The 23,910-nt window shown below is 73.1% G+C and carries 21 protein-coding genes; 5 read left to right on the top strand and 16 right to left on the bottom strand.

Annotated features, from left to right (window positions below; all coding sequences use genetic code 11):
• Positions 1 to 2: 2 nt before the first annotated feature.
• From AC529_RS18540 to AC529_RS18505, 8 genes are all read right to left on the bottom strand, one after another.
• Positions 3 to 1,229 (bottom strand): FAD-dependent oxidoreductase, encoded by a 1,227-nt coding sequence (locus AC529_RS18540; RefSeq protein ID WP_068758636.1) that lies wholly within the window; start codon positions 1,227 to 1,229, stop codon positions 3 to 5.
• A gap of 71 nt (positions 1,230 to 1,300) precedes the next feature.
• Complete coding sequence (locus AC529_RS18535; protein WP_068758635.1) at positions 1,301 to 2,899, bottom strand: class I adenylate-forming enzyme family protein; 1,599 nt, start codon at positions 2,897 to 2,899, stop codon at positions 1,301 to 1,303.
• Between the two features lie 57 nt (positions 2,900 to 2,956).
• Positions 2,957 to 4,423 (bottom strand): AMP-binding protein, encoded by a 1,467-nt coding sequence (locus tag AC529_RS18530; RefSeq protein ID WP_068758634.1) that lies wholly within the window; start codon positions 4,421 to 4,423, stop codon positions 2,957 to 2,959.
• A complete protein-coding gene (gene pabB / locus AC529_RS18525; RefSeq protein WP_083948441.1) occupies positions 4,420 to 6,579 on the bottom strand; it encodes an aminodeoxychorismate synthase component I in 2,160 nt (719 codons plus the stop codon). Before pabB ends, AC529_RS18530 begins: the two co-directional genes overlap by 4 nt.
• A gap of 25 nt (positions 6,580 to 6,604) precedes the next feature.
• A complete protein-coding gene (locus AC529_RS18520) occupies positions 6,605 to 8,044 on the bottom strand; it encodes a 3-deoxy-7-phosphoheptulonate synthase (protein ID WP_068758633.1) in 1,440 nt (479 codons plus the stop codon).
• Positions 8,045 to 8,179: 135 nt separating this feature from the next.
• Complete coding sequence (locus AC529_RS18515; RefSeq protein ID WP_068758632.1) at positions 8,180 to 9,556, bottom strand: aldehyde dehydrogenase family protein; 1,377 nt, start codon at positions 9,554 to 9,556, stop codon at positions 8,180 to 8,182.
• Positions 9,556 to 10,641 carry a phenylacetate--CoA ligase family protein gene (locus AC529_RS18510; protein ID WP_068758631.1) on the bottom strand — a complete coding sequence of 362 codons (1,086 nt, stop codon included), beginning with the start codon at positions 10,639 to 10,641 and terminating at the stop codon, positions 9,556 to 9,558. The genes AC529_RS18515 and AC529_RS18510 overlap by 1 nt, the downstream gene beginning before the upstream one ends.
• A 203-nt stretch (positions 10,642 to 10,844) precedes the next feature.
• Positions 10,845 to 12,386, bottom strand: a complete 1,542-nt coding sequence (locus AC529_RS18505; RefSeq protein WP_083948439.1) for an FAD-binding oxidoreductase — start codon at positions 12,384 to 12,386, stop codon at positions 10,845 to 10,847.
• A 730-nt stretch (positions 12,387 to 13,116) separates the two neighbouring features.
• Here AC529_RS18505 and AC529_RS18500 point away from each other — a divergent pair.
• On the top strand, positions 13,117 to 13,563 hold the full coding sequence (locus tag AC529_RS18500) for a carboxymuconolactone decarboxylase family protein (protein WP_068758629.1): 447 nt from the start codon (positions 13,117 to 13,119) through the stop codon (positions 13,561 to 13,563).
• Positions 13,564 to 13,691: 128 nt separating this feature from the next.
• Here AC529_RS18500 and AC529_RS18495 read toward each other — a convergent pair whose 3' ends face one another.
• From AC529_RS18495 to AC529_RS18470, 6 genes are all read right to left on the bottom strand, one after another.
• Positions 13,692 to 14,834 (bottom strand): FAD-dependent monooxygenase, encoded by a 1,143-nt coding sequence (locus AC529_RS18495; RefSeq protein ID WP_068758628.1) that lies wholly within the window; start codon positions 14,832 to 14,834, stop codon positions 13,692 to 13,694.
• On the bottom strand, positions 14,831 to 15,439 hold the full coding sequence (locus AC529_RS18490) for a hypothetical protein (protein WP_068758627.1): 609 nt from the start codon (positions 15,437 to 15,439) through the stop codon (positions 14,831 to 14,833). The genes AC529_RS18495 and AC529_RS18490 overlap by 4 nt, the downstream gene beginning before the upstream one ends.
• Entirely contained in the window at positions 15,436 to 16,218 is a 783-nt protein-coding gene (locus tag AC529_RS18485; RefSeq protein WP_068758626.1) for an isocitrate lyase/PEP mutase family protein, read from the bottom strand. Before AC529_RS18485 ends, AC529_RS18490 begins: the two co-directional genes overlap by 4 nt.
• Positions 16,215 to 17,438, bottom strand: a complete 1,224-nt coding sequence (locus AC529_RS18480) for a LuxR C-terminal-related transcriptional regulator (RefSeq protein WP_068758625.1) — start codon at positions 17,436 to 17,438, stop codon at positions 16,215 to 16,217. The genes AC529_RS18485 and AC529_RS18480 overlap by 4 nt, the downstream gene beginning before the upstream one ends.
• 500 nt (positions 17,439 to 17,938) lie before the next feature.
• Positions 17,939 to 18,451 (bottom strand): flavodoxin domain-containing protein, encoded by a 513-nt coding sequence (locus tag AC529_RS18475; protein WP_068758624.1) that lies wholly within the window; start codon positions 18,449 to 18,451, stop codon positions 17,939 to 17,941.
• A gap of 92 nt (positions 18,452 to 18,543) precedes the next feature.
• Entirely contained in the window at positions 18,544 to 18,813 is a 270-nt protein-coding gene (locus AC529_RS18470; RefSeq protein WP_068758623.1) for an SHOCT domain-containing protein, read from the bottom strand.
• Positions 18,814 to 18,985: 172 nt separating this feature from the next.
• On the opposite strand from AC529_RS18470, the gene AC529_RS18465 reads away from it, so the two are divergent.
• The 3 genes from AC529_RS18465 (at position 18,986) to AC529_RS18455 (ending at position 21,375) form a co-directional block, all read left to right on the top strand.
• Complete coding sequence (locus AC529_RS18465; protein ID WP_068758622.1) at positions 18,986 to 19,750, top strand: DUF4389 domain-containing protein; 765 nt, start codon at positions 18,986 to 18,988, stop codon at positions 19,748 to 19,750.
• A 69-nt stretch (positions 19,751 to 19,819) separates the two neighbouring features.
• Positions 19,820 to 20,962, top strand: coding sequence for a glutathione-independent formaldehyde dehydrogenase (locus AC529_RS18460; RefSeq protein WP_068758621.1), 1,143 nt, complete (start codon positions 19,820 to 19,822; stop codon positions 20,960 to 20,962).
• 11 nt (positions 20,963 to 20,973) lie between these two features.
• Positions 20,974 to 21,375 carry a GlcG/HbpS family heme-binding protein gene (locus AC529_RS18455; protein WP_068758620.1) on the top strand — a complete coding sequence of 134 codons (402 nt, stop codon included), beginning with the start codon at positions 20,974 to 20,976 and terminating at the stop codon, positions 21,373 to 21,375.
• A gap of 65 nt (positions 21,376 to 21,440) precedes the next feature.
• On the opposite strand, the gene AC529_RS18450 is transcribed toward AC529_RS18455, so the two are convergent.
• Both AC529_RS18450 and AC529_RS18445 read right to left on the bottom strand, forming a co-directional pair.
• Positions 21,441 to 22,088, bottom strand: a complete 648-nt coding sequence (locus AC529_RS18450) for an NADPH-dependent F420 reductase (protein ID WP_068758619.1) — start codon at positions 22,086 to 22,088, stop codon at positions 21,441 to 21,443.
• A gap of 135 nt (positions 22,089 to 22,223) precedes the next feature.
• Positions 22,224 to 22,745: a MarR family winged helix-turn-helix transcriptional regulator gene (locus AC529_RS18445; RefSeq protein ID WP_068758618.1), complete on the bottom strand. Its 522-nt coding sequence runs from the start codon at positions 22,743 to 22,745 to the stop codon at positions 22,224 to 22,226.
• A 152-nt stretch (positions 22,746 to 22,897) separates the two neighbouring features.
• Between AC529_RS18445 and AC529_RS18440 the strand changes: the two genes are divergently transcribed.
• On the top strand, positions 22,898 to 23,910 hold a 1,013-nt coding region (locus AC529_RS18440), incomplete at its 3' end, for a helix-turn-helix domain-containing protein (RefSeq protein WP_068758617.1).

Raw genomic sequence — 23,910 nt, 5'->3', positions numbered from 1 at the left:
GGTCAGTACCGCCCGCTCGCGACGGCGGCCCCGGTGCGGGGGCCGTAGGGCGCGTACTCCAGCCAGGCGCCGCACGCCGGCACCAGGGGGGCCAGCCGGGCCGCCACCGACTGCCCGAGCCGGCGGGTGCGGCTCTTGGGCCGCAGGTGGTCCAGTGCCGCCCCGGCCGCCCGGCAGTTGAAGAGCGCCGCCTCGCGGCGCCGCCGGGCGAAGTCGTCGACGGGGAGCTCCCGGGCGTCGGACCGTCCCAGCGCCTCGGCGACCGCCGAGGCCGCCGCCACCGCGTCGGCGATCCCGCTGTTCAGGCCGCGCGCCCCGAACGGCGGGAAGAGGTGGCAGGACTCGCCGACCAGCAGTACCCGCCGGTTCCGGTCGGTGAACGACTCGGCGACCACCTTGAGGAACCGGTACCGGGACACCCACAGCAGGCGGTCGGCGTACCTGTCGGGGACGACGCGCGTCATCCACCGGCGCACCGCGTCCTCGTCCGCGTACTCGTCGGGATCGTCGTCGTCCTTGCACTGCAGGTCGAGCTGGAAGCCGCCCGCGAACGGCACCCGCATCACGCTCCGCCCGTCCAGGCCGGGGTGCTCGTAGTGGAAGACGCGCTCCAGCGGAAGCGGGTCCGCCGGGTCCTCCTCGACGTCCACCACGACGTGGAAGGCGTTGGACCGCTCGCCCTGGAGCTCGATGCCGAGGGAGCGGCGCACCCCCGACCGGGCCCCGTCGGCGGCGACCACGTACTCGGCCCGCCACTGCGCGCCCGCCGCGGTCCTCAGCCGCACCTCCTCGGGCGTGCTCTCGACGTCCACGACCTCGGAGTCCCAGACGAACTCCACCCCCGCGGCGCGGCACTCGCGCATCAGGTACCGCTCGGTCTCCACCTGGCGGAGGCTGGTGAAGGGGGGCAGGCTCCCCCGGGGCGGCGACGGGTAGGTCCGGCTGAAGACCTCCCGTCCCCGGTACAGGGTGCGCCTGGTCGACCAGACCACCCCGTGGTCGATGATGCTGCGCGCCGCCTCCGGGCAGATCTGTCCGAGCAACTGGAGCGACTCCCGGTGCAGGTAGAGCGCCCGGCTCCCGGGGCGGACCCGGTCCTCGGACTCGGCTTCCAGCACGGTGACCGGCAGGCCCGAGCTCCGCAGCGCCAGCGCCGCCGTGAGCCCCACCGGCCCGGCCCCGACCACCAGGACGGGGCGGCGTTGCGCACTCTCCTTCTCAGTGTCCATGTCTGCCTTTCTCACGCGGCCTTCCGGTGGGATGGGCCGGGAGGGAGGGCCGCCCTCCCTCCCGGGCGGGGTCAGTCGACCGGCGTCTCCCGGTTGATGACGGGGAGGGTCCCCTCCTCGAACATCCTGCGGATCTGGACCCGCTGGACCTTCCACGTCGACGTGCGCGGCAGGTCGGTGAACCGTACCTGCACCGGCTCGGTCAGGGGCGGCAGGTCGCGGACGGCCTCCTTCCAGCGGTCCATGTCGATGGGCGCGTCCCGGCGGGTGGCCACGACGGGGACGGGCTCGCCGGAGGGGGAGGCGACGATCACGATCTCCAGCAGCTCCTCCAGCCGGGACAGCAGCACGTCCTCCACTTCGAGGTTGCTGTCGACGCTGTCGATCTTGTCGATGTCGCGGTCGGTCAGGAAGAGCAGACCCCACCGGTTGAGGTAGCCCATGTCGCCCAGGCGCCACCAGGAGCCGGTGAGCTGGCTGCGGTAGCGCTCGTCCTCCCCGAGGTAGGTGAGCACCCGGCCGCGGCTGCGCACCTCCAGGTGGCCGATGCGCCCTCTGCGTACGGGCTTGCCGTCCGGTCCGACGACCCGGACCCTGATGAAGCCGGGGAGGGGGATGCCGACGCAGCGGCCGTCGGTGGTCTGTGCGCTCTTGGTCGTGTACCACCACCCGGAGATCGGGCCGGTCTCGCTCTGCCCGTAGAGCTGCACCATGAGCGGGCTCTTGCGGCGGGAGGCGCCCAGCAGCCGCTGGATGGTGCGCGGGTGGATGGCGTCGAAGGTGGTGCTGTAGTAGCGGACGCTGGCCAGGGGCGAGCCGGGGGCGTCGACCAGGTCCTCCCACTGGATGAAGTTGTTGGGGTGGGTCTCGACCAGGCCGGGTCGGGTGCGGGTGAAGATCGGCCCGACGGAGTCGGGGTCGGGGTCGACGAGGATGTCCATCGGGTTGCCGTAGTTGACGAACACCCCCAGGGAGTGGAAGAAGCGGGAGTGCACGAACGACATGCACAGCGCCACCCGCTCCTTGCCGCGCACCGGCCAGGCGATGACCTGCTGGGGCAGCAGGCGGTGGAAGAGGGTCTGGGCGGTGTGCACCATGAGCTTGGAGACGCCGGTCGTCCCGGAGGTGTGGGTGATGAGCGCCGGCTGGGTCGGGTGCATCCGCACCGGGGCGCGGCGGGGGGCTCCGGCCAGGTCGACCAGGGAGCGGCCGGCCTCGTGCGGCCTGGTCCCGGCGAGCAGCACACCCGAGGTCAGCCCGGTCACGTCCACGCCCCGCAGGTCCCCGTCGAGCTTGTCGGCGTCGGTGACCAGCCACGGGCGGTCCAGCCGGTGCAGGAGCTCGTTGATGATCTCCCCGCTCAGCGCGGGGGACAGCGGCACCGGGACGGCGCCGATCCGGGCGGCGGCGCACACGGTCAGGGAGATGTCGAAGTTCGCGCTCTTGTAGACCGCGATCCGCTCCGTGGGGCGGACCCCCGCCGCCCAGAGGCGGGCCGCGAGGTCGTCGATGACGTCGGCGAGGTCGACGTAGGTGAGGTTGGTGCCGCGCTCGGGGAAGGTGTCGAGCGGCCGGTCCAGGGTGACGGGGACGCCGCCGTGGCGGGCCGCCGCCTTCTCGAAGAGCAGGCCGAGGAAGAAGGCACGTTCGGGGAGGAGTTTCTGGAGCATGTCGGTCCTCACTCGGTAGGGGTCGGGGAGGGGGAGGGGAGCGTGGTCCGGAGTCCGTCACCAGGTGCCCTGGCGGAGCCGGAAGCGCTGGATCTTGCCGGTCGGGGTGCGCGGCAGCGCGTCGACCACCTGGACGCTGCGCGGCACCTTGAACGCGGCGAGTTCGGCCCTGGCCCGGCCGATCAGTTCGGCGGAGAGCGTCTCGGCGGGGGGCGCCGACGGCTTGGGGACGACGAACGCGCGGAGCTTGCTCGCGCCCCGCTCGTCGGCGACCGCGGCGACGGCCACCTCCTGCACGCCCGGGTGGGCGGCCAGGACCTGCTCGACCTCCAGCGGGGAGACGGTGATCCCGCCGACCATCTCCAGGTCGTCCGTGCGCCCCAGGTGGGTGTAGGTGCCGTCCGGGTTGCGCACCGCCCGGTCGCGGGTGGCCAGCCAGCCGTCGACCAGGGTCTTCGCGGTCTCCTCGGGGCGGTTGAGGTATCCGGCCATGACGCTGGGGCCGCGCGCCCACAGCTCGCCCGCCTCGCCGTCGGGGAGCGGGGTGCCGTCCTTGTCGCGCACCTGGAGCTCGAAGCCGGGGACGGGCCTGCCGATCGTCCCCGGGGTGTCGGAGTCGAGCCCGTTGGCGCACATGGCGTGCCCGGCCTCGGTCGACCCCAACTGGTCGAGGACGGGCACACCGAGGAAGGCGGTGAACCGCTCGTGGAAGGGGAGGGTGAGCTTCTCCCCCGCCGACACGGCCGCCCGGAGGCCGGCGAAGGCGGACGGGTCGGTCTCGGCGGCCAGGTTGCCGTAGGCGGACGGCACCCCGTACAGGACGGTGACGCCGTGCCGCTCCACCAGTTCGGCCACCAGGGCGGGCTTGGGGCGTTCGGGGGTGAGCACCGCGGAGCCGCCCGAGAACAGGGGGAAGACGAAGGCGTTGCCGAACCCGTAGGCGAAGAACAGCTTGGAGACGGACAGGGTGACGTCGTCGGCCCGCAGTCCCAGCCGCGGCCGTCCGAACGCCTCGTAGTAGCAGGAGAGGTCGCGGTGCCGGTGGACCGCGCCCTTGGGCCGTCCCGTGGTCCCCGAGGTGTACTGGACGTACAGCGGGGTGTCCCCGGCGACGTCGAGCGCGGGCCCGGGGCTGTGGCGGCGTGCCGCGTCGACGAGCTCCCCGCCGCGCAGCACCGTGGCGTCGGCGAACCGGTCGGCGGTCTCCTCCCCGGTCACGACGTGGGTGACCCGCGCGTCGGCCGCGATGAACTCGTGGTCGGCCGCGGGCAGGGCGGGGTTGGTCAGCACCGCGGTGGCGCCGAGCCGCGCGACCGCGAGGAAGGCGACGGCCCAGGCGATCCCGTCGGGGAGGACCAGGAGCACCCGGGTCCCCGCGGACACCCCCCGGTCGGCGAGGACGGTGGCCGCCCGGGCCGCCAGGTCGTGCACCTCGCCGTGGCTCCAGACGCGGTCGCCTTCCAGGAAGGCCGGGCGCGCCGACCAGTCGCGTGCGCGGGCCTCCAGCTCCGCGGAGACGTTCACCGTGCTTCTCCTCTCGTGTGGGCCGCAGGGGACGGTTCGGTGGGACGGGGGGTGTGCGGGCTCACCGGTGCACCGCCGCGGAGGGCCGGTAGGCGCGCAGGGGGGGCGTTGGCCTTGAGGAGCATCTCCTCGTACTCCTCCTGGGGGTCGGAGTCGAGGACGATCGCGCCGCCCGCGCCGACCCGCCAGCGGTCCCCGATCCGCACGGCCGTGCGGATGACGATGTTGAGGTCGGCTGCGCCGTTGCAGGAGAGGTAGCCGATGGAGCCGGAGTAGACGCCGCGCGCCTCGGTCTCCAGCTCGTCGATGATCTCCATGGTCCGCAGCTTGGGCGCCCCGGTCATGGACCCGCCGGGGAAGCAGGCGCGCACGCAGTCGACCGCGTCGGTGTCCGCGCGCAGCCGCCCGCGGATCGTCGAGACCAGTTGGTGGACGGTGGTGTAGGACTCGGTGGCCATGAGGCGGGGGACGTGGACGCTGCCCACCTCGCACACGCGCCCCAGGTCGTTGCGGAGCAGGTCCACGATCATGAGGTTCTCCGCGCGCGTCTTGGCGCTGGAGGTGAGCGCGTCCCGCAGCCGCGCGTCCTCCTCCGGGGTGGCGCCGCGGGGGGCGGTGCCCTTGATGGGCTTGGTCTCCACGCCGCCGTCGCGGGTGACGGTGAGGAAGCGCTCGGGCGAGGAGCAGGCCACCTCCAGGTCCTCGCCGAGACGCAGGTAGGCGCTGTAGGGGGCGGGGTTGACCGCGCGCAGGCGGGTGTAGAGCTGGTAGCCGTCCTCGACGACGGGCAGCCACACCGAGTTGGTCAGGCAGATCTCGTAGCTCTCCCCCTCCAGGAGCTTGGCCTGGCAGGTGCCGATGTCGGCGACGTAGCGGTCCCAGCCGACCGTGAGGTGGGCCTCGACGTCCACGGGGGGCGCGGTGTCGTCCACGGCGGGCCGCGGCTCCGGCGCGGAGCGGATGAGGAACTGCACCACGGAGGCGGTCTTCTCCAGCCAGTCGACGGCCTGGGCGACGCTGTCGGCGCTCCCGTCGCTCATGGCGACGAGGTAGGTGGCGTCCTCCTGGTGGTCGACCGCGACGAACCGGTCCGCGAACACCCACACCGCGTCCGGCGCCGGCGAGCGGTGGCGGTTCGGGGAGCCGCAGTCCGCCTTCGTCTCGTAGCCGAAGTAGCCCACGTAGCCGCAGGTGAGGTCGAACGGGAGCTCGGTGTGGTCCACGCGGCGCCGGGCGAGCTCCCGTTTGAGGTAGTCGAAGACGGTCCCCGGAATCCGGCGGGGGGCCTCCCCGGTGCGGGTGACCTCCACCTCCCGCTCCTCGACGCGGTAGCGGACGACCTCCGACAGCGGTCCGGAGGCGTCGCCGAGGAAGGAGAACCGGGACAGGCCGGGGTCGACCCGGGAGCTGTCCAGCCAGAAGGACGGCTCCGGGGAGTCGGCGTACAGGCGGGTGAACAGCGCCTGCGTGTCGACGGCCGCCTCGACCACCCGGACGTGCAGTTGGGGGTGGTCCGCGGTCCGCTCCGGCTGTCCCGTCCGGGCCGTCCGGCGCCCGCTGCGGCGTCCGACGGCCGTGTTGTGCGCGGCGGCGAGCCTGCGGAAGTTCTCCAGCAGGCGGTGGCCGTGGGCGGTCTCGATGGACTCGGGGTGGAACTGCACGCCCCACAGGGGCCGGTTCCGGTGCCGCAGCGCCATCAGGGTGCCGTCCTCGGCCCAGGCGAGCGCCTCCAGGGCCTCGGGCAGCGGCTCGGCGACGGCGAGCGAGTGGTACCGGACGGCGGTGAACTCGGGCGGGATGCCCTCGAACAGCCCCTCCCCCGTGTGGGTGACCCGGGTCAGGTAGCCGTGCCGGGCCTGCTTGGCGGGGAGCACGGCCGCCCCCTCGCTCGCGGCGATGCCCTGGTGGCCCAGGCAGACCCCCAGCACCGGCACGGAGGCCCGGGCGATCGCCTCCGCGGAGATGCCGAAGTCCCGGGGGCGCTCGGGGCGTCCGGGGCCGGGCGAGACGACGATGCTGTCGAACCCGTCGAAGTCGAGGTCGGCGGCGGGGGCGTCGTTGGTGACGACCGTCGGTTCCTCGCCGTTGACCTCGGCGATCATCTGGAACAGGTTGTAGGTGTAGGAGTCGTAGTTGTCGATCAGGAGGGTTCTCATCGCGAGGCTCTCTTCCTACGGCTCGCTACGGCCGTGTCCACACCGCTTCGTCCGCTGCCGGCCCAAAACCGCCTTCCTCTCCGGCGAGGAGTCGGCCCACCAGGTCGGCGATCGTGATCGACTGCTTCTCGTTCAGCCTCGGGTCGCACAGGGTCCGGTAGCCGTCGCCGATCTCCTCGGCGCTCGCCGGACCGCCCTCGCCGAGGCACTCGGCGCTGTCCCCGTCGGCCACCTCCAGGTGCAGGCCGCCCGGCCACTCCCCGGCGTCGCGCAGGACCTCGAAGAACCCCCTGATCTCGGCGGCGATCCGCGCCACCCGGCGGGTCTTGCGGCCGTCGGGCAGCAGCTCGGTGTTGCCGTGCATCGGGTCGCACACCCACACCACGGGGTGTCCGGCTGCCCGGACCGCGCGGACCAGTCCGGGCAGCCGGTCGCGGACGGCGTCGGCGCCCATGCGGGAGATCAGGGTGAGCCGTCCCGGCTTGCGGGAGGGGTTGAGGACCTCGCAGAGCCGGACGACCTCCTCGGGGGTGGTGGTCGGGCCGATCTTGCAGCCGACGGGGTTGGCGATGCCCGCGTGGAACGCGACGTGCGCCTCGTCGAGCCGGCGGGTGCGCTCCCCGATCCACGGCAGGTGGGTGGAGAGCAGGAACCACTCCCCGGTCTGGGGGTCGCGGCGGACCAGCGCTTCTTCGTAGTCGAGGACGAGCGCCTCGTGGCTGGTCCACAGGCCCGTGTGCGCCCACCCGCCGTCGGGGTCGCGGCGGGTCTCCCCGTAGCCGCCGAGGAGGGAGCGGAGGGACCCGTCCCAGGAGCGCACCGGGGCGGCCTCGTCGTCGGGGGCGGTGGGGGCCGGGGTCGGCCACGCGTCCGGCAGCCGCCGGGCCGCCGTCTCGTGGGCGATGATGTACAGCTCGTTGAGCACGGCCTTGGCGGCCCGGTAGGCGCCGAGGAGGCGGTGCGGGTCGGGGGTGCGCAGCCTCGCGTCGGGGCGCGGGTCGTTGACCATCTCGCCGCGGAAGGCGGGCAGTTCGCGGCCGTCGACGGTCTCCGTGGGGCGGGACCGGGGCTTGGCGAACTGGCCGCCGATCCTGCCGACGGTGACCGTCGGCAGGCCGGTGTGCTCGCTGATGGCCTCGGCCATGGCCCCGATCAGCCGGTTCTTGCCCCGGACCGCGGCGGTTCCGGAGGCGTCCATGGGTTCGGCGCAGTCGCCCGCCTGGAGCAGGAAGGCCCGGCCGGCCGCGGCCTTGGCCAGGGACACCTCCAGTCGGCGGACGTCGGCGACCGAGGTCAGCGGGGGAAGGGTGGCCAGCCGGTTCCGGACCGCGTCCAGGGCCGCGGGGTCCGGCCACGAGGGCTGCTGGCTGATCGGAAGCCGCCGCCAGTCGTCCCGGCGCCAGACGAGGGACTCGCTGTGCCGCCCGGGCAGTGTCGCGGCGGTCGGTGGTGCTGCCGTGTGCATGGGGATCGGTGCTCCTATCCGGAGGAGGGCTTGTCGGTTCCGGACTCCGGCGCGGTCCCGGGGCCGGGGTCGGCGCCCGGGACCGGTGGTCGCGGAGGGTTCGCGGAGCGGCGGTCCTTCCTCCCTGTGGCGGGTTCAGGCAGTGGCCGCGACGTTCACGTACGCCTTCGGCTCCATGAGGAAGCCGGCGAGGCTGCCGTCGTGCGGGAGTTCGGGCAGGGAGGTCCACGGGCGGGTGCGCCCCACCACGACCTTGCGCACGCTCGGTTCCAGGACCAGCGCCTCGACGAGGTCCTGCCGTTCGCTGAGCACGCTCACCACCAGCGAGTCGCGCAGGACGGCGACGCCGTCCTCCTCCCGCCACGGCGCCACCACGACGAACGGGAACGGCAGCTCCGTGCCGACCAGGGGATGGGACGGGTCGTCGACGGACACGACGAGGGGCCGCATCAGGACGGTGCCGTCGACGGTCTCGGCCACCGGGCCGTCCGCGTAGTGGCGGGCGGAGTGGTCGACCGCCTCCCGCGTCAGGTCCCGCAGGTACTCGCGCATCGCGTCGGCGTCGTGCAGGCTGATCGCGGGGAGCACCGCCTCCGGGTCCCGGGGGTGCAGCAGCGGCAGTTTGGCGAGCCGCTCCGCCAACTGGTCGGCGAGCGCGGTGTGGTCGCCGTGGACCAGCACCGCCGAGGTGTTGTTGCACCGCACCCCGGCGTCGTCGGCGATCCAGTCCACGAGGTCGTCGACGAGGTCCCCGGTCACCGGCACGTCGACCAGCGCCTTGCTGCGGCCGGGGCCCCGCACCAGCACGTCGCTGCGGGTCCGCCAGCGCTCCACCGCGTCCGGGCCGCCGTAGAACAGCCCCAGGTCGGCCTGGGCGAGCAGGTGCTCCCCCAGGTCGTGGCTTCCGGGCAGCAGGCTCACCCGCTGCGGGGGCAGCCCGGCGGCGAGCAGCGCCGACACGAGCCGGCGCGGGGTGAACGGGTCGCGGCTGCCCGGCCGGACGGCCACGCTGTAGCCGAGGGCGAGCGCGCGCACCCAGGAGACGTTGGGCTCGGGGTGGTTGTTGGGCACGATGGCGGCCAGCAGCAGGCCCCGGGGCACCCAGCGCGTCTCGAAACCGGGCACGGCGAACGGCTGGGGCAGCTCGGCGCTGTTCAGCCGCTCGACCTGGCCGAGGCTGTCCCTGATCCCCTCGATGGCCCGGTCGACGACGGCGACCGGCGCGCCCGTGGCGGCGCTGACCCGGCGCCGGTAGTCCGCGGGGGTCTCGCCGTCCAGTTCCGACTCCGCGAAGAACCGTCCGGCCTCGGCGAAGACCTCGGGTCCCGGTGTCGCGCCGCGGGAGGAGCGGCGCATCCGGTTGACGGCGGCCTGCGCCAGGAGCCGGGGCGCGGTGCCGATGTCGGCGAGCGGGGTGCCGTCGACGCCGTCCAGCCGGGTCCGGTCCCTGCTGGGCACGGCCTCCCCGCAGACGACGGGGTCGATCCGCAGTGGTGCCGTCGGTGCTGCCATCAGTAGACCCCCTCGATGACCTTGGTTCCGGTTCCGTCCTGGTAGGGGGCGATGTCGGCGAGGCCGTCCACCGTCGTCCCCGCGCCCGGCGCGACCCGGACGGCCGTGTCGCGCTCCAGGACGTTGGGGAGGAACATGTCCCTGCTGAGCAGGTGCATGAGCACCCGGCCGCGTTCCCCGTAGCCGACCTGCTCGCGGGTCTCGGAGTCGACGACCTCCACGACGGACTGGGGGAAGAAGGGCGTGAACACGCAGTGGTGGGCGTCCCCCTCCTCCCGCGGGCGCTGCGGCGCGATGCCCATCAGGGTGTTGCCGTAGATGGCGGCCACGGCCGCGTCGGGGAAGAAGGTGTGCTCGATCTGCCAGAGGGTCTCGGCGCTGACGCTGGTCCCCGCCCACAGCAGGCCGCGCAGGCGTTCGGCGACCTTCTCGTACAGCGCGGTCCGGGTGCACAGGGACTCCAGGACCGGCGGGGTGATGAAGAGCACCCGGACGTCCTGGGAGCTGACGATCAGCTCCACCTGGTCGAGGAGGTACTCGCGGTACTCGTTGGCGAGGTCGGTCCGGCCCGCGGCGAGCAGCCGCTTGACCCAGCGCGGGTCGAAGTCGACGGTGAAGCACAGGGCGCCGCGCTCGGCGGCCAGGTGTTTGACGGTGCGTCCGACCACGTGGGGGCCGCTGGGGCCGACGTGCAGCCAGTGCCCCTGGTCGGGGAAGCCGTACTCCCGCAGCGCCCGGCTGACCCAGAGGACGTTCTGGCTGCGGGAGGCGCTGTCCACCACGCGCTTGGGCGCGCCCGTGGTGCCGCCCGACTCGAACACCTCGAAGGTGTCGCCCCGGGCGCCCGCCGGGATCAGGTCCTCCGCCGGGACGGTGCGCAGGTCGTCGCTGAGGTCGGGGAAGCGGCGCAGGTCACTGATCCGCGTGATGTCGGTGAGCGGGTCGAAGTCCAGCCTCGCGGCCCGTTCCCGCCAGAAGCGGGACCCGGTCTCGGGGGAGAAGTGCCATTTCAGGACCTCGCGCAGGTAGCCGTCCGGATCTTTGGCGGCCTCCTCGTGGGAGATCCCGTGCAACAGGTTGTCCATGTCCACCTCTGCATTCGCTGCGTCGTCGCGGTGTGCCCGTGGGTCGGCCCCGGCCGCGGCGCCGGCCCGGTAGGGCTTGGGTTCCGGGGTCGGGGCCGGCCGTGCGTCGGCGGCCGGTGTGGAAGGTCCGGCGCGCGGGCCCGTGCGCCGGCACGCGCCGGACCGGTCCGGGGGGTCGGGGCCGTCTCCGGCCTGTCGGCGGGTCAGGAGACGGACTGCTCGAAGGTGAAGAAGCCGTGGGGGTCGTACTTCTTCTTCACCTGGCTGAGCCGGCGGCGGTTGTCCCCGTAGTAGGCGTCCCGCCAGTTCTCCAGGTAGGGGTCGGTGAAGTTCTGGAGCGTGTGGCCGTTGGAGTAGGCGTCGAACACGTCGAACCCGTCGTGGAGGTGGCCGAGCACCGTCTGCTTCTCCTCCTCGGAGGCGTCGGTGCTGGTGAGGCCGAAGCTGAACGAGAGGTTGAACGCGGCGGTGCGGTGGAAGAACGCGGTGTCGCGGGGGGCGAGGGCGTTGACCTGCCCGCCCATGACGCGCAGCGACATGACGCGGACCTGGCCTGCGGCGTGCCCGTTCTCGAACGCTGCCAGGATGTCCTCGACGCCGGTCTCGGGAATGGGGTCGTCGACGAGGCGGGAGCGGGTGAGGCGGAAGGCGTCCCTGGGGAGGGTCCCCTCCGGGGTGGTGCCGGTCCGGTGGCACTGCTCGACCGTCTTGTCCGAGCAGCTCCACACGCGCATCATCGCGTCGCGGTAGGGCAGGTCGACCGCGGTGCGCTCCGTCGGCTGCCTGCCCGTGAGGCCGATGAGCCGGTCGAGTTCGGCGTCGAGGGTCTCCAGGCTGCCCAGGGAGGTGCCCACGAGCTGCACGAGCGGCGCGGTCCCGGGGGTGGCGGGGGCGATGACCAGCAGGTCGGCGGCGATCTCCTCGGGCAGGTCGGCGATCCACTCCTGGAGGCCCGTGATCAGGCGGACCGTGTCGTTCCAGTGCCACACGAGCCGGTACTGGCACATCCGGGTGATCGGGACCTGGTCGAGGGTGTACTGGGTGATGATGCCGAAGTTGCCTCCCCCGCCGCCGCGCAGGGCCCACAGCAGGTCGGAGCGCTGGCGTTCGTCGCAGACGACGGTCCGGCCGTCGGCGAGGACCACCCGCGCGGCCCGGATCCGGTCGGAGGCGACGCCGTACTTCCGGCTGAAGGGGCCGGTGCCGCCGCCGGTGACGAAGCCCGCCACGGACACGGTCGGGCAGGTGCCGTTGGGCAGCGCGATGCCGCGGTGGGCCAGCGCGTCCAGGACGTCGACGGCCTGCAAGCCCGTCTCGATCTTGGTGGTCGTCGGGCCCGCCAGCACCTTCTTCCTCCGGGACACGTCGATGACGAGGCCCTCGGTCGTGGAGTATCCGGCGTTGCTGTGCCCGCCGCTGCGGGCCACCGCGTGCAGGCCGTGGTCCTGGGCGAACAGGATGCCGGTGCGGACGTCGTGCTCGCTCTCGCAGTAGAGGACGGCGGCGGGGCGGATCCTGTCGTACTCGGCGACCTGGAGCTGGATTGCCTGCTCGTAGGTGGGGTCGCCGGGCAGGACGACGTCGCCGTGGACGTGTCGGCGCAACTGGTCCCACTTGTTGCCGCCGCGGGGGCCTCTGCCGTGGGCGAGCGCGGGGGCGGCCGACGACCCGCCGACCCCCGCGGTCACGGAGGCTGCGGCGGCGACGGCACCGATACGCAGGAGACTTCTTCTGTCGATAGCCACAACTAGCCCTTGTCTGGGTTGTCGGAGACGGAGGGAGCCGGAGGGCGCGTCAGGCGGGCGTCCTCGGGGTGCCGCGGCGCCGGCCGGGGCGTCCCGTCCGCACCCGACTCCTTTCTCTCCTCCGGTCGGACGTCCTTCGGATCATTCGGAAAAGGGTCCCCGTACCGTCAGCAGAAAAAATGTCCGGCGGGGCGGCGGAAGGAAAACCTCTTCTTTTTCTGCGGGGACCGCGGGGCGTCTCCGCACCGTACCGGCGCGGACCGCCGGGGATACCGGCCTGCGGAAGACGACAGAACAGCCACCTCCAAGCATTCACTGAATTCACAGGGGCACCACCGCACCCCGGCATTCACAATCGAGCAAACCACCGGAAGCGTACCCGTACGGAATGCCCGATATAAATAACAATTCACTGGCTGTTCTCTGCTATATGGACCATGGCAAGACATTGCCATCCCGGCTTTCCGGAACCGTCCCGTCCTTCTTTCCAGGGCGTCAGATGCGGCGAAGTACGAGGCCAGAGCGGGTTCTGCGCCCCGGGAGCCGGGGGGCGGCGCCCCGCCGCTGCCCCGGCCGGAGCCGCCTCCGCCGCCGGGGTCCGCCGCGGCGCACGGGCGAGAAAGTGACCTGGGACATAGCAATTCATTGCCATTTCCAACGCCCACGCCAGCCGTTATCGTCTGCTCCTTGGAATGCCATGGCAGCGAAGCCGTGTGGAGGAGACAACTTTATGGCCGGCAACCGGGTCCAAGCCGCGAAGCAGCTTCCCGACGCGTACGCGAAACTCGCCGAAATCAACGGGATCATCGAAGGAGTTCTCGACCAGGAGCTCTACGAACTGGTCAAGCTCCGCGCCTCGTTTCTGAACGGGTGCGCTTTCTGCGTCGACCTGCACGCGCACACCGCGCTGAAGGCGGGCGAGTCGGTGCAGCGGCTCCTCCTCGTCGGGGCGTGGCGGGAGGCGGGCGACCACTTCACCGACGCCGAGCGCGCCGCCCTGGCCCTGGTCGACGAGGTGACCAGGCTCGGCGACCACGGCGTGTCGGACGAGGTCTACGACGAGGCCGCCAGGCACTTCTCCGAGAAGGAGATCGCCGCGCTGATCATGGCGATCGGGCTGATCAACCTGTACAACCGCCTCGGGGTCACCACGGCGATGAAGCCGCCCAAGCGCTGAGGCGGCTCGGCAGGCGTCCCCTCGGGGCGGCCGGGAGGAGGGCACCCGGCCGCCCTCTCGCCGTGCCCGCACCCCCGGCCGCGCCGCCCCGTCCCCGGCCGGGCCGGTGCGCTCCCGGCCGGGGACGGTCAGTACCGGACCTTCCGCAGCGGGGGGCCGAACGGCGCCGAGTCGAGCCACCGTCCCGCCGGTTCCCAGAACGGGGCGAGCAGCGCGGCTCCCCGCTGGCGCAGCCGGTCCCGCCGCCCGCGGGCCAGCAGGTGCGCGCACGCGGCGCCGGCGGCCCGGCAGTTCTGCCACGCCGCGGCCCGCCGCTCCCGGTCGTAGCGGCCGACGTCGCCGTCGGCCACGGCGTCCACCGCCGCGACGGCGTCGGCGATCCCCGAGTTCATCCCCCGGGCCCCGAAAGGCGGGAACAGGTGGGCGGCCTCTCCGGCGAGGAGCACCCGGTGGCGGCCGTCGACCAGCCGCTCGGCGACCCGCTGGTGGAAGCGGTACCGGGACACCCACGTGACCTCGTGGCCGGGGAGCACGTCCGCCAGCCATCCGTCGGGGTCGCCCGCGAAGTCGGCCGCCTCCTCCTCGTCGGCGCACTGGAGGTCGACGCGCCACCCCCCGCGGAACGGGACCAGCAGCACGTTGCGTCCGCCGACGCCCGGGTGCCGGTAGTGGAACACCCGCTCGGGAGGCAGCGGGTGCGCCGCGTCGGCGACGTCCACGACGACGAAGTCGCTGCCCGACGTCGTCCCGGCGAGGGGGATGCCGAGGGACCTGCGCACCGCCGAGCGGGCGCCGTCGGCGGCGACCACGTGGGAGGCGTCCGTCCCGCCGCCGTCCGCCGTGCGCACCCGCACCCCGTCCGGGCCGGGGTCGACCCCCGTGACGGGGGTGTTCCAGACGATCCGGCCCCCGGCCTCCTCGTAGGCGCGGCGCAGCCGCTCCTCCAGCAGGGTCTGCGGCAGGCTGGTGAACGGCGGGAGGTCGGCCGCCGGCCTCCGGCCGTAGGTGCGGGCGTAGACCTGCCGTCCCGCCCACAGCGTCCGTCTGGTGCTCCAGACCAGGCCGTCGGCGGCCAGTTGCCGTCCCAGGCCGGGCCGGAGCCGCTCGAACGTCCGCAGGGACGCCTGGTGGACGAAGATGGCCCTGCTGCCGGGGCGGACCCGGGTCGGGGGCTCCGCCTCCAGCACGGTGACCGGCGTGCCGCGGCTGAGGGCGGCGAGTCCGGCGGTGAGCCCGACGGGCCCCGCCCCGACGACGACGAGCCCGCTCATGAGGCGTCGACCAGGCTCGGGTCGAAGCGCTCTTCGACGTAGGCCACGGGCACTCCCCGGGAGCGGAGGAGGTAGCCGCGCCACACCGCCCGCCCCCGGTCGGCGCGGCGGCCCCCGGTCTCCCGGTGCCACGGGGAGCGGCCGGACGCCACGAGCTCCCGCGCGAAGTCGGCCGCGTGCGGCGCCAGGGTCCGCCCCAGCGGCTGGGCGAGGTCCGCCAGGGCCGCGGCCAGCCGGGGATCGGCCGGGAGGCCGGCCACGACGGTGTTGCGCGAGACGGGTGCGCCGTTCGGGGCCGCGAGCTCGGAGCGGCGGACGACGAGCTGCGCGTCCCGGTCCAGGCGGAGGAGGTCGGCGACGCTGCGGCAGAACGCCGGGGCGGGGTGCCGGGACTGCCGGAGCACCCGCACCGTGAGGGGCTGTCCGGTCCACTGCTCCAGGAGCTCGGTGGTGGAGCCGGTGTGCTCGACCAGCCGCCGGGTGGCCGGATCGGCGAACTCCGCCGGGCCGCTCCGGGAGCACAGGTCCAGGGCGCACCGCGGCGGGGTCCCTGCGGCGGGGCCGGGGTGCCGCCGACCGGCCGGGGCCGGCCGCAGGCCGGTCATGCCGCTCCTCCCTCCGGTCCGGCGAGCGCGGTGCGCAGCCGCGCGAGGTGGGCGACGAGCTGCTCCCTGGCGTGGTCGTGGACGAAGGGCCCCCAGGAGATCCGCGCCACCCCGAGGTCGGCCAGCTCCCGGACGGACAGCCCGCCGGGGCGGCACAGGATGTTGACGGGGCCGGGGATCCGCTTGACGAGCGCGCCGACGGTCTCGCGGCCGGAGGCGAGGATGGGGAAGACGCAGTCGGCCCCGGCCTCGAGGTAGGCCGCGGCCCGCCGCACCGTCTCCTCGACCAGCTCCGCTTCGGGGGTCTTCCCGCCGTCGATCCTGTCGCGCAGGAAGGTGTCGATCCGGGCGTTGACCACGGGGGCGTCTCCGGCGGCCGCCCGGATGCCGGCGATGCGCTCGGCCTGCTCCGCCGGGTCGGCGAGGGTTCCCTCCGCGTGGCGGCTGTCCTCGATGTTGCACCCGGCGGCGCCGGTCTCGACCAGCCAGCGGCCGATCTCCTCGGGCGCGAGCCCGTAGCCGCCCTCCAGGTCGACGCTGACGGGCAGCGCCACCGAGCGGACGATGCGGGCGGCGGCGGCCAGCATCTCGTCCCGGGGCGCGCTCTCCCGCCCGCCGTAGCCCAGCGCGGAGGCGACGCCGTCGCTGGTGGTGCCCACGGCGGGGAAGCCCGCGGCCTCGGCGGCGCGGGCCGAGGTCGCGTCCCACACGGTGGGCAGCAGCAGGGGGCCGTTCCCCTCGCCGTGGAGCCTTCTCAGTTCCCGGGCTTTCTCGTTCATCCGTGGAGTTTCTCCAGATTCCGGTTCACCCAGTTCGCGACCTGGATGCGGGAGGTGCACTGCAATCTGCGCATGACCTCGCGCACGTGGTTGATCGCCGTCCACTCGGCGATCCCCAGGTGTTTCGAGATCTCCCGGTTGGTCAGTCCGTCCGCGACCAGTTCGGCCACCTGCCGCTGTCGCGGGGTCAGGATGGAGGGGTGGTCGTGCATCACCGAACCCCGGTGAAAGGAAAGTCCTCCCCGTACGTTCCGTTCGGCCACTTTCTCTCTGACGAAGCTGCGCATGGTATTGAGAAAGGTGAACGTGGGGCGGTGCTGCGGATCGTGGCTGACCCGGAGGAAATTCCGCTCTATCAGCATCAGCAGGAAGTGGTCGACCCGCTCCGAGGACTCCCCGATGATTTCCCGTGCGCCGTCGAAGGTGAATTCTTCGTGGTCGCCCAGGCGCAGCAGGATTCTGCGCGCCTCGACCGGGAGCGCGCGGTAGTGCCCCTCCAGCGCCTCGCGCATGCTGCTGTGCCGCAGGGACACCGAGCCCGAGCCGCTGCTGAGGATCCCCAGGCCGCTGCGGACGCGCCGGTGCAGCGGTTCGGCGCCCAGGATCCGCAGCAGCGGGGCCGCGAACTCGATGGCCAGCGGCAGCCCGTCCAGGTCGTGCAGGAGTTCGGTGACCGCCGCCCGGTCCTCGTCGGTCACCACCGGGAGGGGGAAGCTGCACGCCCGCTGCATGAGGAGCTGGGTCGCGGGGGCGGCGAAGAACTCCTCGGCGGTCGCGTCCGGCCCCTTCGGGGGGAGGGCGAGCGGTTGCAGCTCGTAGATCCGCCCCTGGTAGAGGCTGGTCGTCTCCCGGCTCGTCACCAGCAGGCTGAGGTCCGGGTCGCGCGCGAGGAGCCCGGTGAGGACCTGCGTGACCCGCTGGTCGGCGGAGTCGTAGTTGTCGATCAGGAGGAGCGCGCGCCGTCCGGCGCCGTCCGGCGCCGACGGTACGGGGTGCTGGTCGGCGAGGGCGGCGAACGCCCGGAGCCGCTCCTGGGAGTCGGCCACGGAGGCGCAGTCGAAGAGGTGGACGCCCCGGGGGAAGACCTCCTCCAGTTCGTGCGCCACTGCCAGGGCCAGTCGGCTCTTGCCGCAGCCGATCGGACCGGTGACGACCGTGGGATCCTTCCCTGAGGCGATACTTCGGGAAAGCTCGTCCAGTTCCTTTTCACGCCCGACCATGGGGGGGAGGGCGTCGATCAGTTTTTTCATGTCACCAGAAGCCAATGGTCGGAGAACAGGGGGAACGGATCCGTCAAAAGCACTCGTCATCCGGTCGGCATGACTCTCCCAGGAAATTACGGCACGCCGAAGGAGCGCTTTCGCAAGCGCTTGGACCTCTCCGACGTAGAACACCGCTCCAATACTGGCCGCTGCGCATCTTACACGCCGGAAACAAGGAAAAGAATTGTTGTTTACACTAAAACAACCGACACCCTGGGTGACGTGTCGGCTACGCGCGGATCACGAATCCGATCCGAAGGCGCCGCGGAGATCTTGACAAAGAAAAGCATGAATGCCCGGTTTGTTGCACGTGAGAAGTCTGATGCTTTTCTCGGTGGCCGCTTCCGGCCAGATGTGGCCGGTTACGGTCTGCCGGGTGGAAACGATTGCTCCCCACCGAATAAGGGACGGGCGGCACGGCCGGACGACCGCCCCCGCGGCCGCACCGCCCCCGCCGGTCAGCGCGTGACCATGGTCAGTTGCGCGGCGATCTCCTCGGCCCACTCCTCGATCCGCGCCCAGTCGCGGAAGTCGCCGTAGCGCCCGCCCATCGCCCGGTAGACGAACCGGCCGAACAGCGGAAGGTGCTCGGGGCGGATGGCCCCGGCGAACAACCGGTGCTCGCGGGCCCTGAGGGCCCGCATGACCTCCGGGACGTTCTTCGGCGTCTGTCCCGCCCGCTCGAACCTCCCGCCGAGGACCTGGGCCAGGCCCACGCTGAACAGCCAGACGGGCCGCCGTGCCAGGGTGTCCGCCTCGCGGAGCGCGAAGTCGGCGGCGCCCCCGATCCAGGAGCCCTCGTGGACCGCGCTGCCGAGCACGAACGCGTCGTAGAGTCCGAGCGCCTCCACCGGCTGGTCCAGCGGCCGGACGTCGACGCTGTGGTCGTGGGCGCGGAGCCGGTCGCCCAGGCGCTGGGCGATCCCCCGCGTGGAGCCGTGCGCGCTCGCGTATCCGATCATCACCAGCATTCCGGCACCTCCTCGAAGCCGCATCGCCCCTCCCCCCTACCCGCGTCCGCCCGCCGCTCTCCCGGCGTCCGGAACTCCCCGCACCCCGCGGGTCAGGAGGTGTCCGTGTGCCCCAGGGAACGCAGCACGCCCAGGCGGTGCCGGTACTCCTCCTCGTCGATCTCGCCGCGGGCGAACCGCTCCGCCAGGGCCTGCTCGGCGCCGCTCGGCCGGGCGGCGCTCCGGCCGCCGCGGAACCGCTCTCCCCTGGCGACCGAGCGGAACAGGGCGACGATGGCCGCGATGAGCAGCAGCCAGAACAGGATCACGGTGACCGTCATGGACACGGCGGCCCAGCCGCCCATCCCGTACTCCCAGTACATCCCGATCCCTCCTTTTCGGCTTCGCGGTTCCGCTGCCCGAAGAAGCGCGCTCCACCGCTCGGCGTGACCCGCGCCCGGCCCGGGCGGAGCAGGCCGCCGCGGCGGTCCCGGGTAGTCGGGGCGGTCCCGGGTAGCCGCGGCGGTACGGCACGCATCCGAGGAGGTGACCGGGATGTCAGAGTCCTCAGTTCCCGTCCGGCGCCACCCGCTCCACGTCAGCGGCACCCTCGACCCGGGGGTGAGCCGCTGGCTGTGGCTGGTCAAGTGGCTGCTGGCGATCCCGCACTACATCGTGCTGCTCTTCCTGTGGATCGCGTTCTTCGTGCTGACCGTGGTCGCGTTCTTCGCGATCCTGTTCACCGGCCGCTACCCGCGCGGCATCTTCGACTTCAACGTCGGGGTGCTGCGGTGGAGCTGGCGGGTCACCTTCTACGCCTACGGGGTGCTGGGCACCGACCGCTACCCGCCGTTCTCGCTGTCGGCGGACGTGGACTACCCGGCGCGGCTGGACGTGGACTACCCGCAGCACCTGTCGCGGGGCCTGGTCCTGGTCAAGTGGTGGCTGCTGGCGATCCCGCACTACCTGCTGGTGTCGGCGTTCACCACCGGCAGCTACCGCATGTCCACCAGGATGGACTGGGCCTCCGGGGGCGCAACGGACGGCGGCCAGTGGGCGGACGGCGGCCAGTGGATGGCGCAGGGCGGAACCCCCAGCCTGCTGAGCCTGCTGGTGCTGTTCGCGGCGATCGCGCTGCTGTTCACCGGCGGCTACCCGCGCGGCATCTTCGACTTCGTCCTGGGACTGCACCGCTGGGGGCTGCGGGTGGTCGCCTACGCGACGCTGATGACCGACCACTACCCGCCGTTCCGGCTCGACCAGGGCGGCCCCGACCCGGACGCGCCCGCCACCGCCCAGCCGCCCGGACCGACCGTGTGACCAGCGCATACCCTGCGGGGTCGCGGGTAGCCGAGCCGCACTCCGACATCGACCGGCGAGGAGGACGCGGTGAAAGCGGTGGTCTACAAGGAGCCCTACAACGTGGCCGTCGAGGAGGTGGACGACCCGCGGATCGAGGCGCCCACCGACGTGGTCGTCCGGGTCACCACGGCGGCGATCTGCGGCTCCGACCTGCACATGTACGAGGGGCGCACCGGCGCCGCCCCGGGCATGGTGTTCGGCCACGAGAACATGGGGATCGTCGAGGAGGTCGGCTCGGGCGTGGTGAGCGTGCGCCCGGGCGACCGGGTGGTGCTGCCGTTCAACGTGGCGTGCGGGTTCTGCAAGAACTGCCTGGCGGGCCGGACCGGGTTCTGTCTCACCGTGAACCCGGACTTCGCGGGCGGCGCGTACGGCTACGTGTCCATGGGCCCCTACCGGGGCGGGCAGGCCGAGTACCTGAGGGTGCCCTTCGCCGACTTCAACTGCCTGAAGCTGCCCCCGGGCAACGAGCACGAGGACGACTTCGCGCTGCTCGCCGACATCTTCCCCACCGGCTACCACGCCACCGAGCTGGCGCAGGTCAGCCCGGGTGAGACGGTGTGCGTGTTCGGCGCGGGACCGGTCGGGCTGATGGCCGCCTACTCGGCGCTGCTGCGCGGCGCCTCCCGGGTGTTCGTGGTGGACCGGGTGCCCAGCCGGCTGGCGCTGGCCGAACGGATCGGCGCGATCCCCGTCGACTACACCGAAGGGGACGCCGCGATCCAGATCAGGGAGCACACCGGCGGCGAGGGCGCCGACAAGGGCATCGACGCGGTCGGCTACCAGGCCACCGCGGCCGAGGGCGAGGAGCAGCCCGCGGTGGTGCTCAACACGCTCGTCGACGCGGTGCGCCCCACCGGCATGCTCGGGGTGGTGGGGCTGTACGTCACCCAGGACCCGGGCGCCCCGTCGGAGAACGCCCAGCGCGGCGACCTGCTGTTCGCGATGGGCAAGCTCTTCGAGAAGGGCCTGCGGATGGGGACCGGCCAGGCCGACGTCAAGGCCTACAACCGGCAGTTGCGCGACCTGATCATCGCCGGGCGGGCCCGGCCGAGCTTCGTGGTCTCCCACCGGATCCCGCTGCAACGGGCGCCCGAGGCGTACCGGAAGTTCGACCGGCGGGAGGAGGGCTGGACCAAGGTCCTGCTCAAACCCCGCCTGGGCGACTGAGGGAGGACACGGTGAGCGTGACACTGGCGCAGGCCCGCCGGGTCATCGAGGCGGGCGAGGCCAAGGCCGCCGAGATCGGCCAGCCGATGAACATCGCCGTGGTGGACGCGGGCGGCAACCTCGTCGCGCACGCCCGGATGGACGGGGCGTGGATCGGCAGCATCGACATCTCGATCAACAAGGCGTACACGTCGCGGGCGTTCGACATCGCCACCAAGGACCTGGCCGAGCACTCCCAGAGCGGCGGCCAGTTCTTCGGCATCCACGTGTCGAACGGCGGCCGGGTGATGGTCTTCGCGGGCGGGGTCCCGCTGCGCCGCGGCGGCGCGGTCGTGGGCGCGGTCGGGGTGAGCGGCGGCACCGGGGAGCAGGACCAGGCGGTGGCCGAGGCGGCCGCCGCGGCCTTCGGGTAGCGCGCGGCCCGGCCGGGGCCGCCGTCCGGATGCACTGCGGGCGGCGGCCCCGGCCGGGCGCGGGGTCAGGCCGGGGTGAGGATCTTCAGCCCGGTGTTCCAGTTGAAGTCCCGCCGGGCGGGGTCGGCCTGCAACGTCATCATCAGGAACTGGAACCCCTCCAGTTCCCGGGCGCGGCGCAGCGGTCCCACGTCGACGGGGTGCAGGCCCATGGCGGTCGCCAGGTCCGCGACCGCCTTCTTGGCGTCGGCGGAGTCGCCCGCGATGAGGACGTCCAGCGGCTGGCCCGCCACCCTCCCCTCGGTCAGGGTCGCGGCGAAGGTGGTGTTGAACGCCTTGACCACGGAGACGCCCGCGGGGGCGAGGCCGGCGATGGTCTCGGCCGCGGAGGTGTCCGGCGGCACGACCAGGGAGTCGAAGGTCGAGAGGTCGACGGGGTTGGTGATGTCCACGACGGTCCGGCCGGACAGGGCGTCCCCGTAGGAGGAGACGACCTCCTTGGCGGCCTCGAAGGGCAGGGCGAGCACGACGATGTCCCCGTCGGGGGTGTCGCCGAGGGTTCCGGTGAGGATGTCCCCGCCCAGCTGGTCGGCGAGCTCGCGCGCCTTGTCCGGGTCCCGGTCGAGGATCTGGATTCTGCTGCCCGCCGCGACGGCGCGGGCGCCGATCGCCCGGCCCATGTTGCCGGTGCCGATGATCGTGATGCCGGTCATGGTGACCTTCCTCGGAAGTGGTGGTCAGGCCCGGTCGGCTGTTCCGCGCACCAGTGCGGCGCGGCGGAACCGCGGCCGTGACCGCCGACTACCCGGGAAGTCCGGCCGGTAACGGCGGAGCGCCCGCCGGTCCGGTCAGCGCGCGGCGGCCGGGCCGTCGGCGTCCGGTGCGGCGGAGGGCCGGTCGGCGAGCTCCTCCTCGTCGCGCGCCAGGTGGGCGAGCACGGTCTCGCTGATCTCGGCGAGCGCGTCGAGCTGGGCGGGGGTGAGCAGGTCGAGGAAGTCGGCGCGCAGCCGCGCGGTGTACTCGGGCGCGGCCCGCTCGATGGCCCGGCGGCCCCGGTCGAGCAGGCAGACCACGGCGCTGCGGGCGTCGGCGGGGTTGGGCTCGCGGCACAGCAGCCCGCGCTCGGCCATGCGGCGGACCTGGTGGGACAGGCGGCTCTTCTCCCAGCCCAGGGCGCAGCGCAGGTCCAGCGAACGCAGCCGTCCCCCGGGACTGGAGTGCAGGGCGAACAGCACCTCGTAGTCGGCCCAGGACAGCCCGGAGTCGCGCTGGAGGCTCTGTTGCAGGCGCGCCTGCAACGCCGAGCTCATGCGCTGGTAGCCGGTCCAGGCACGCAGTTCACGCGGTTCGAGGGGGGTGCCGTCGCCCATGCCCCCAGAGTAGTTGACGGGTCATCCAAGTTCCCGTGTCCGCCCGCGGGCGCGGGGTCGGGCCGGGGCCGGGAACGTGAAACCCCGGACGCGCCCGGGGCCCGGCTCCTAGGCTGGAAGCGCGATCCACCAGCGGCAGAAAGCAGACCCCCATGAACGACGCTGCCCGCGAGTCCATCGGTGTGCGCATCGCCCGCGCCAGGAAGCGCCGCGGCCTCACCCAGCACGGCCTGGCCGCCCGCTGCCACTACTCCCGCTCCCACATCGCCCAGGTGGAAAAGGGCCACAAGGTCGCCACCCCCGCCTTCGTCGCCGCCGCCGCGGCCGCCCTCGCCGTCGACCCCTCCGAGCTGTACGGGCAGCCCTACCGCGGCGACACCCCCCGCGACGACCAGGTCCACGCCGCCATCCCGGAACTCCGCCGGGTGCTCGCCTGCGCCGGGGTCGGCCCCGACCTCCCCGCGCCGCCCCGCGACCTCGACCAGCTCGCCGCCGAGGTCGCCGCCATCCGCGACCTGCTGCCCGAGGCGAAGCTCACCCGGATCGGCGCCGCCCTGCCCGCGGTGTACGAAGAGCTCGCATGGCACGCCTCCACCACCGGCACGCCCCGCGTCTGGACGCTGCTCAGCCGTGCCCTGTACGCCGGGGTCAGCCTGACCCGCCGCCTCGGCTACGCGGGCGACGCCCTGGCGCTCCTGGACCGCGCCGAGGAGGCCGCGCGCCGCTCCCAGGACCCGCACCTGCCGCTGGTCACCCGCCTGCCCCGCGCGCTGCTGCTGATGAACGCGGACCAGTACACGCCGGCGCTGACCCTGCTGGACCGCGCCGCCGCCCAGGTCGACGACAGCAGGCAGGACGCGGGCGAGGTCGCCGGAGCACTGGCGCTGCGCTCCGCGATCGTCGCCGCCCGCGCCGGAGACGCCCACACGGCGTGGGAGCAGTTCGCCCGCGCCGAGGACCTGGTCAAGACGGGCCGGGCGGGCAGCAACGTGCACGGGACCCAGTTCGGTGCGGCCAACGTCGCGATCCACGGGGCCGCGGTCGCGGTCGAACTCGGCGACCTCGACGAGGCCGCGCGCCGCGACAGGCGGATCGGCGAACGCACTCTCGCCGATCTGGTCCCGGAGCGGCGCGCCCACCACGAGATCGACATGTCCCGGGCCTT

Source organism: Thermobifida cellulosilytica TB100, assembly GCF_001517975.1.
Taxonomy (GTDB): domain Bacteria; phylum Actinomycetota; class Actinomycetes; order Streptosporangiales; family Streptosporangiaceae; genus Thermobifida; species Thermobifida cellulosilytica.
The sequence above is the reverse complement of the archived record's forward strand: the minus strand, read 5'-3'. Positions and strand labels throughout refer to the sequence as shown.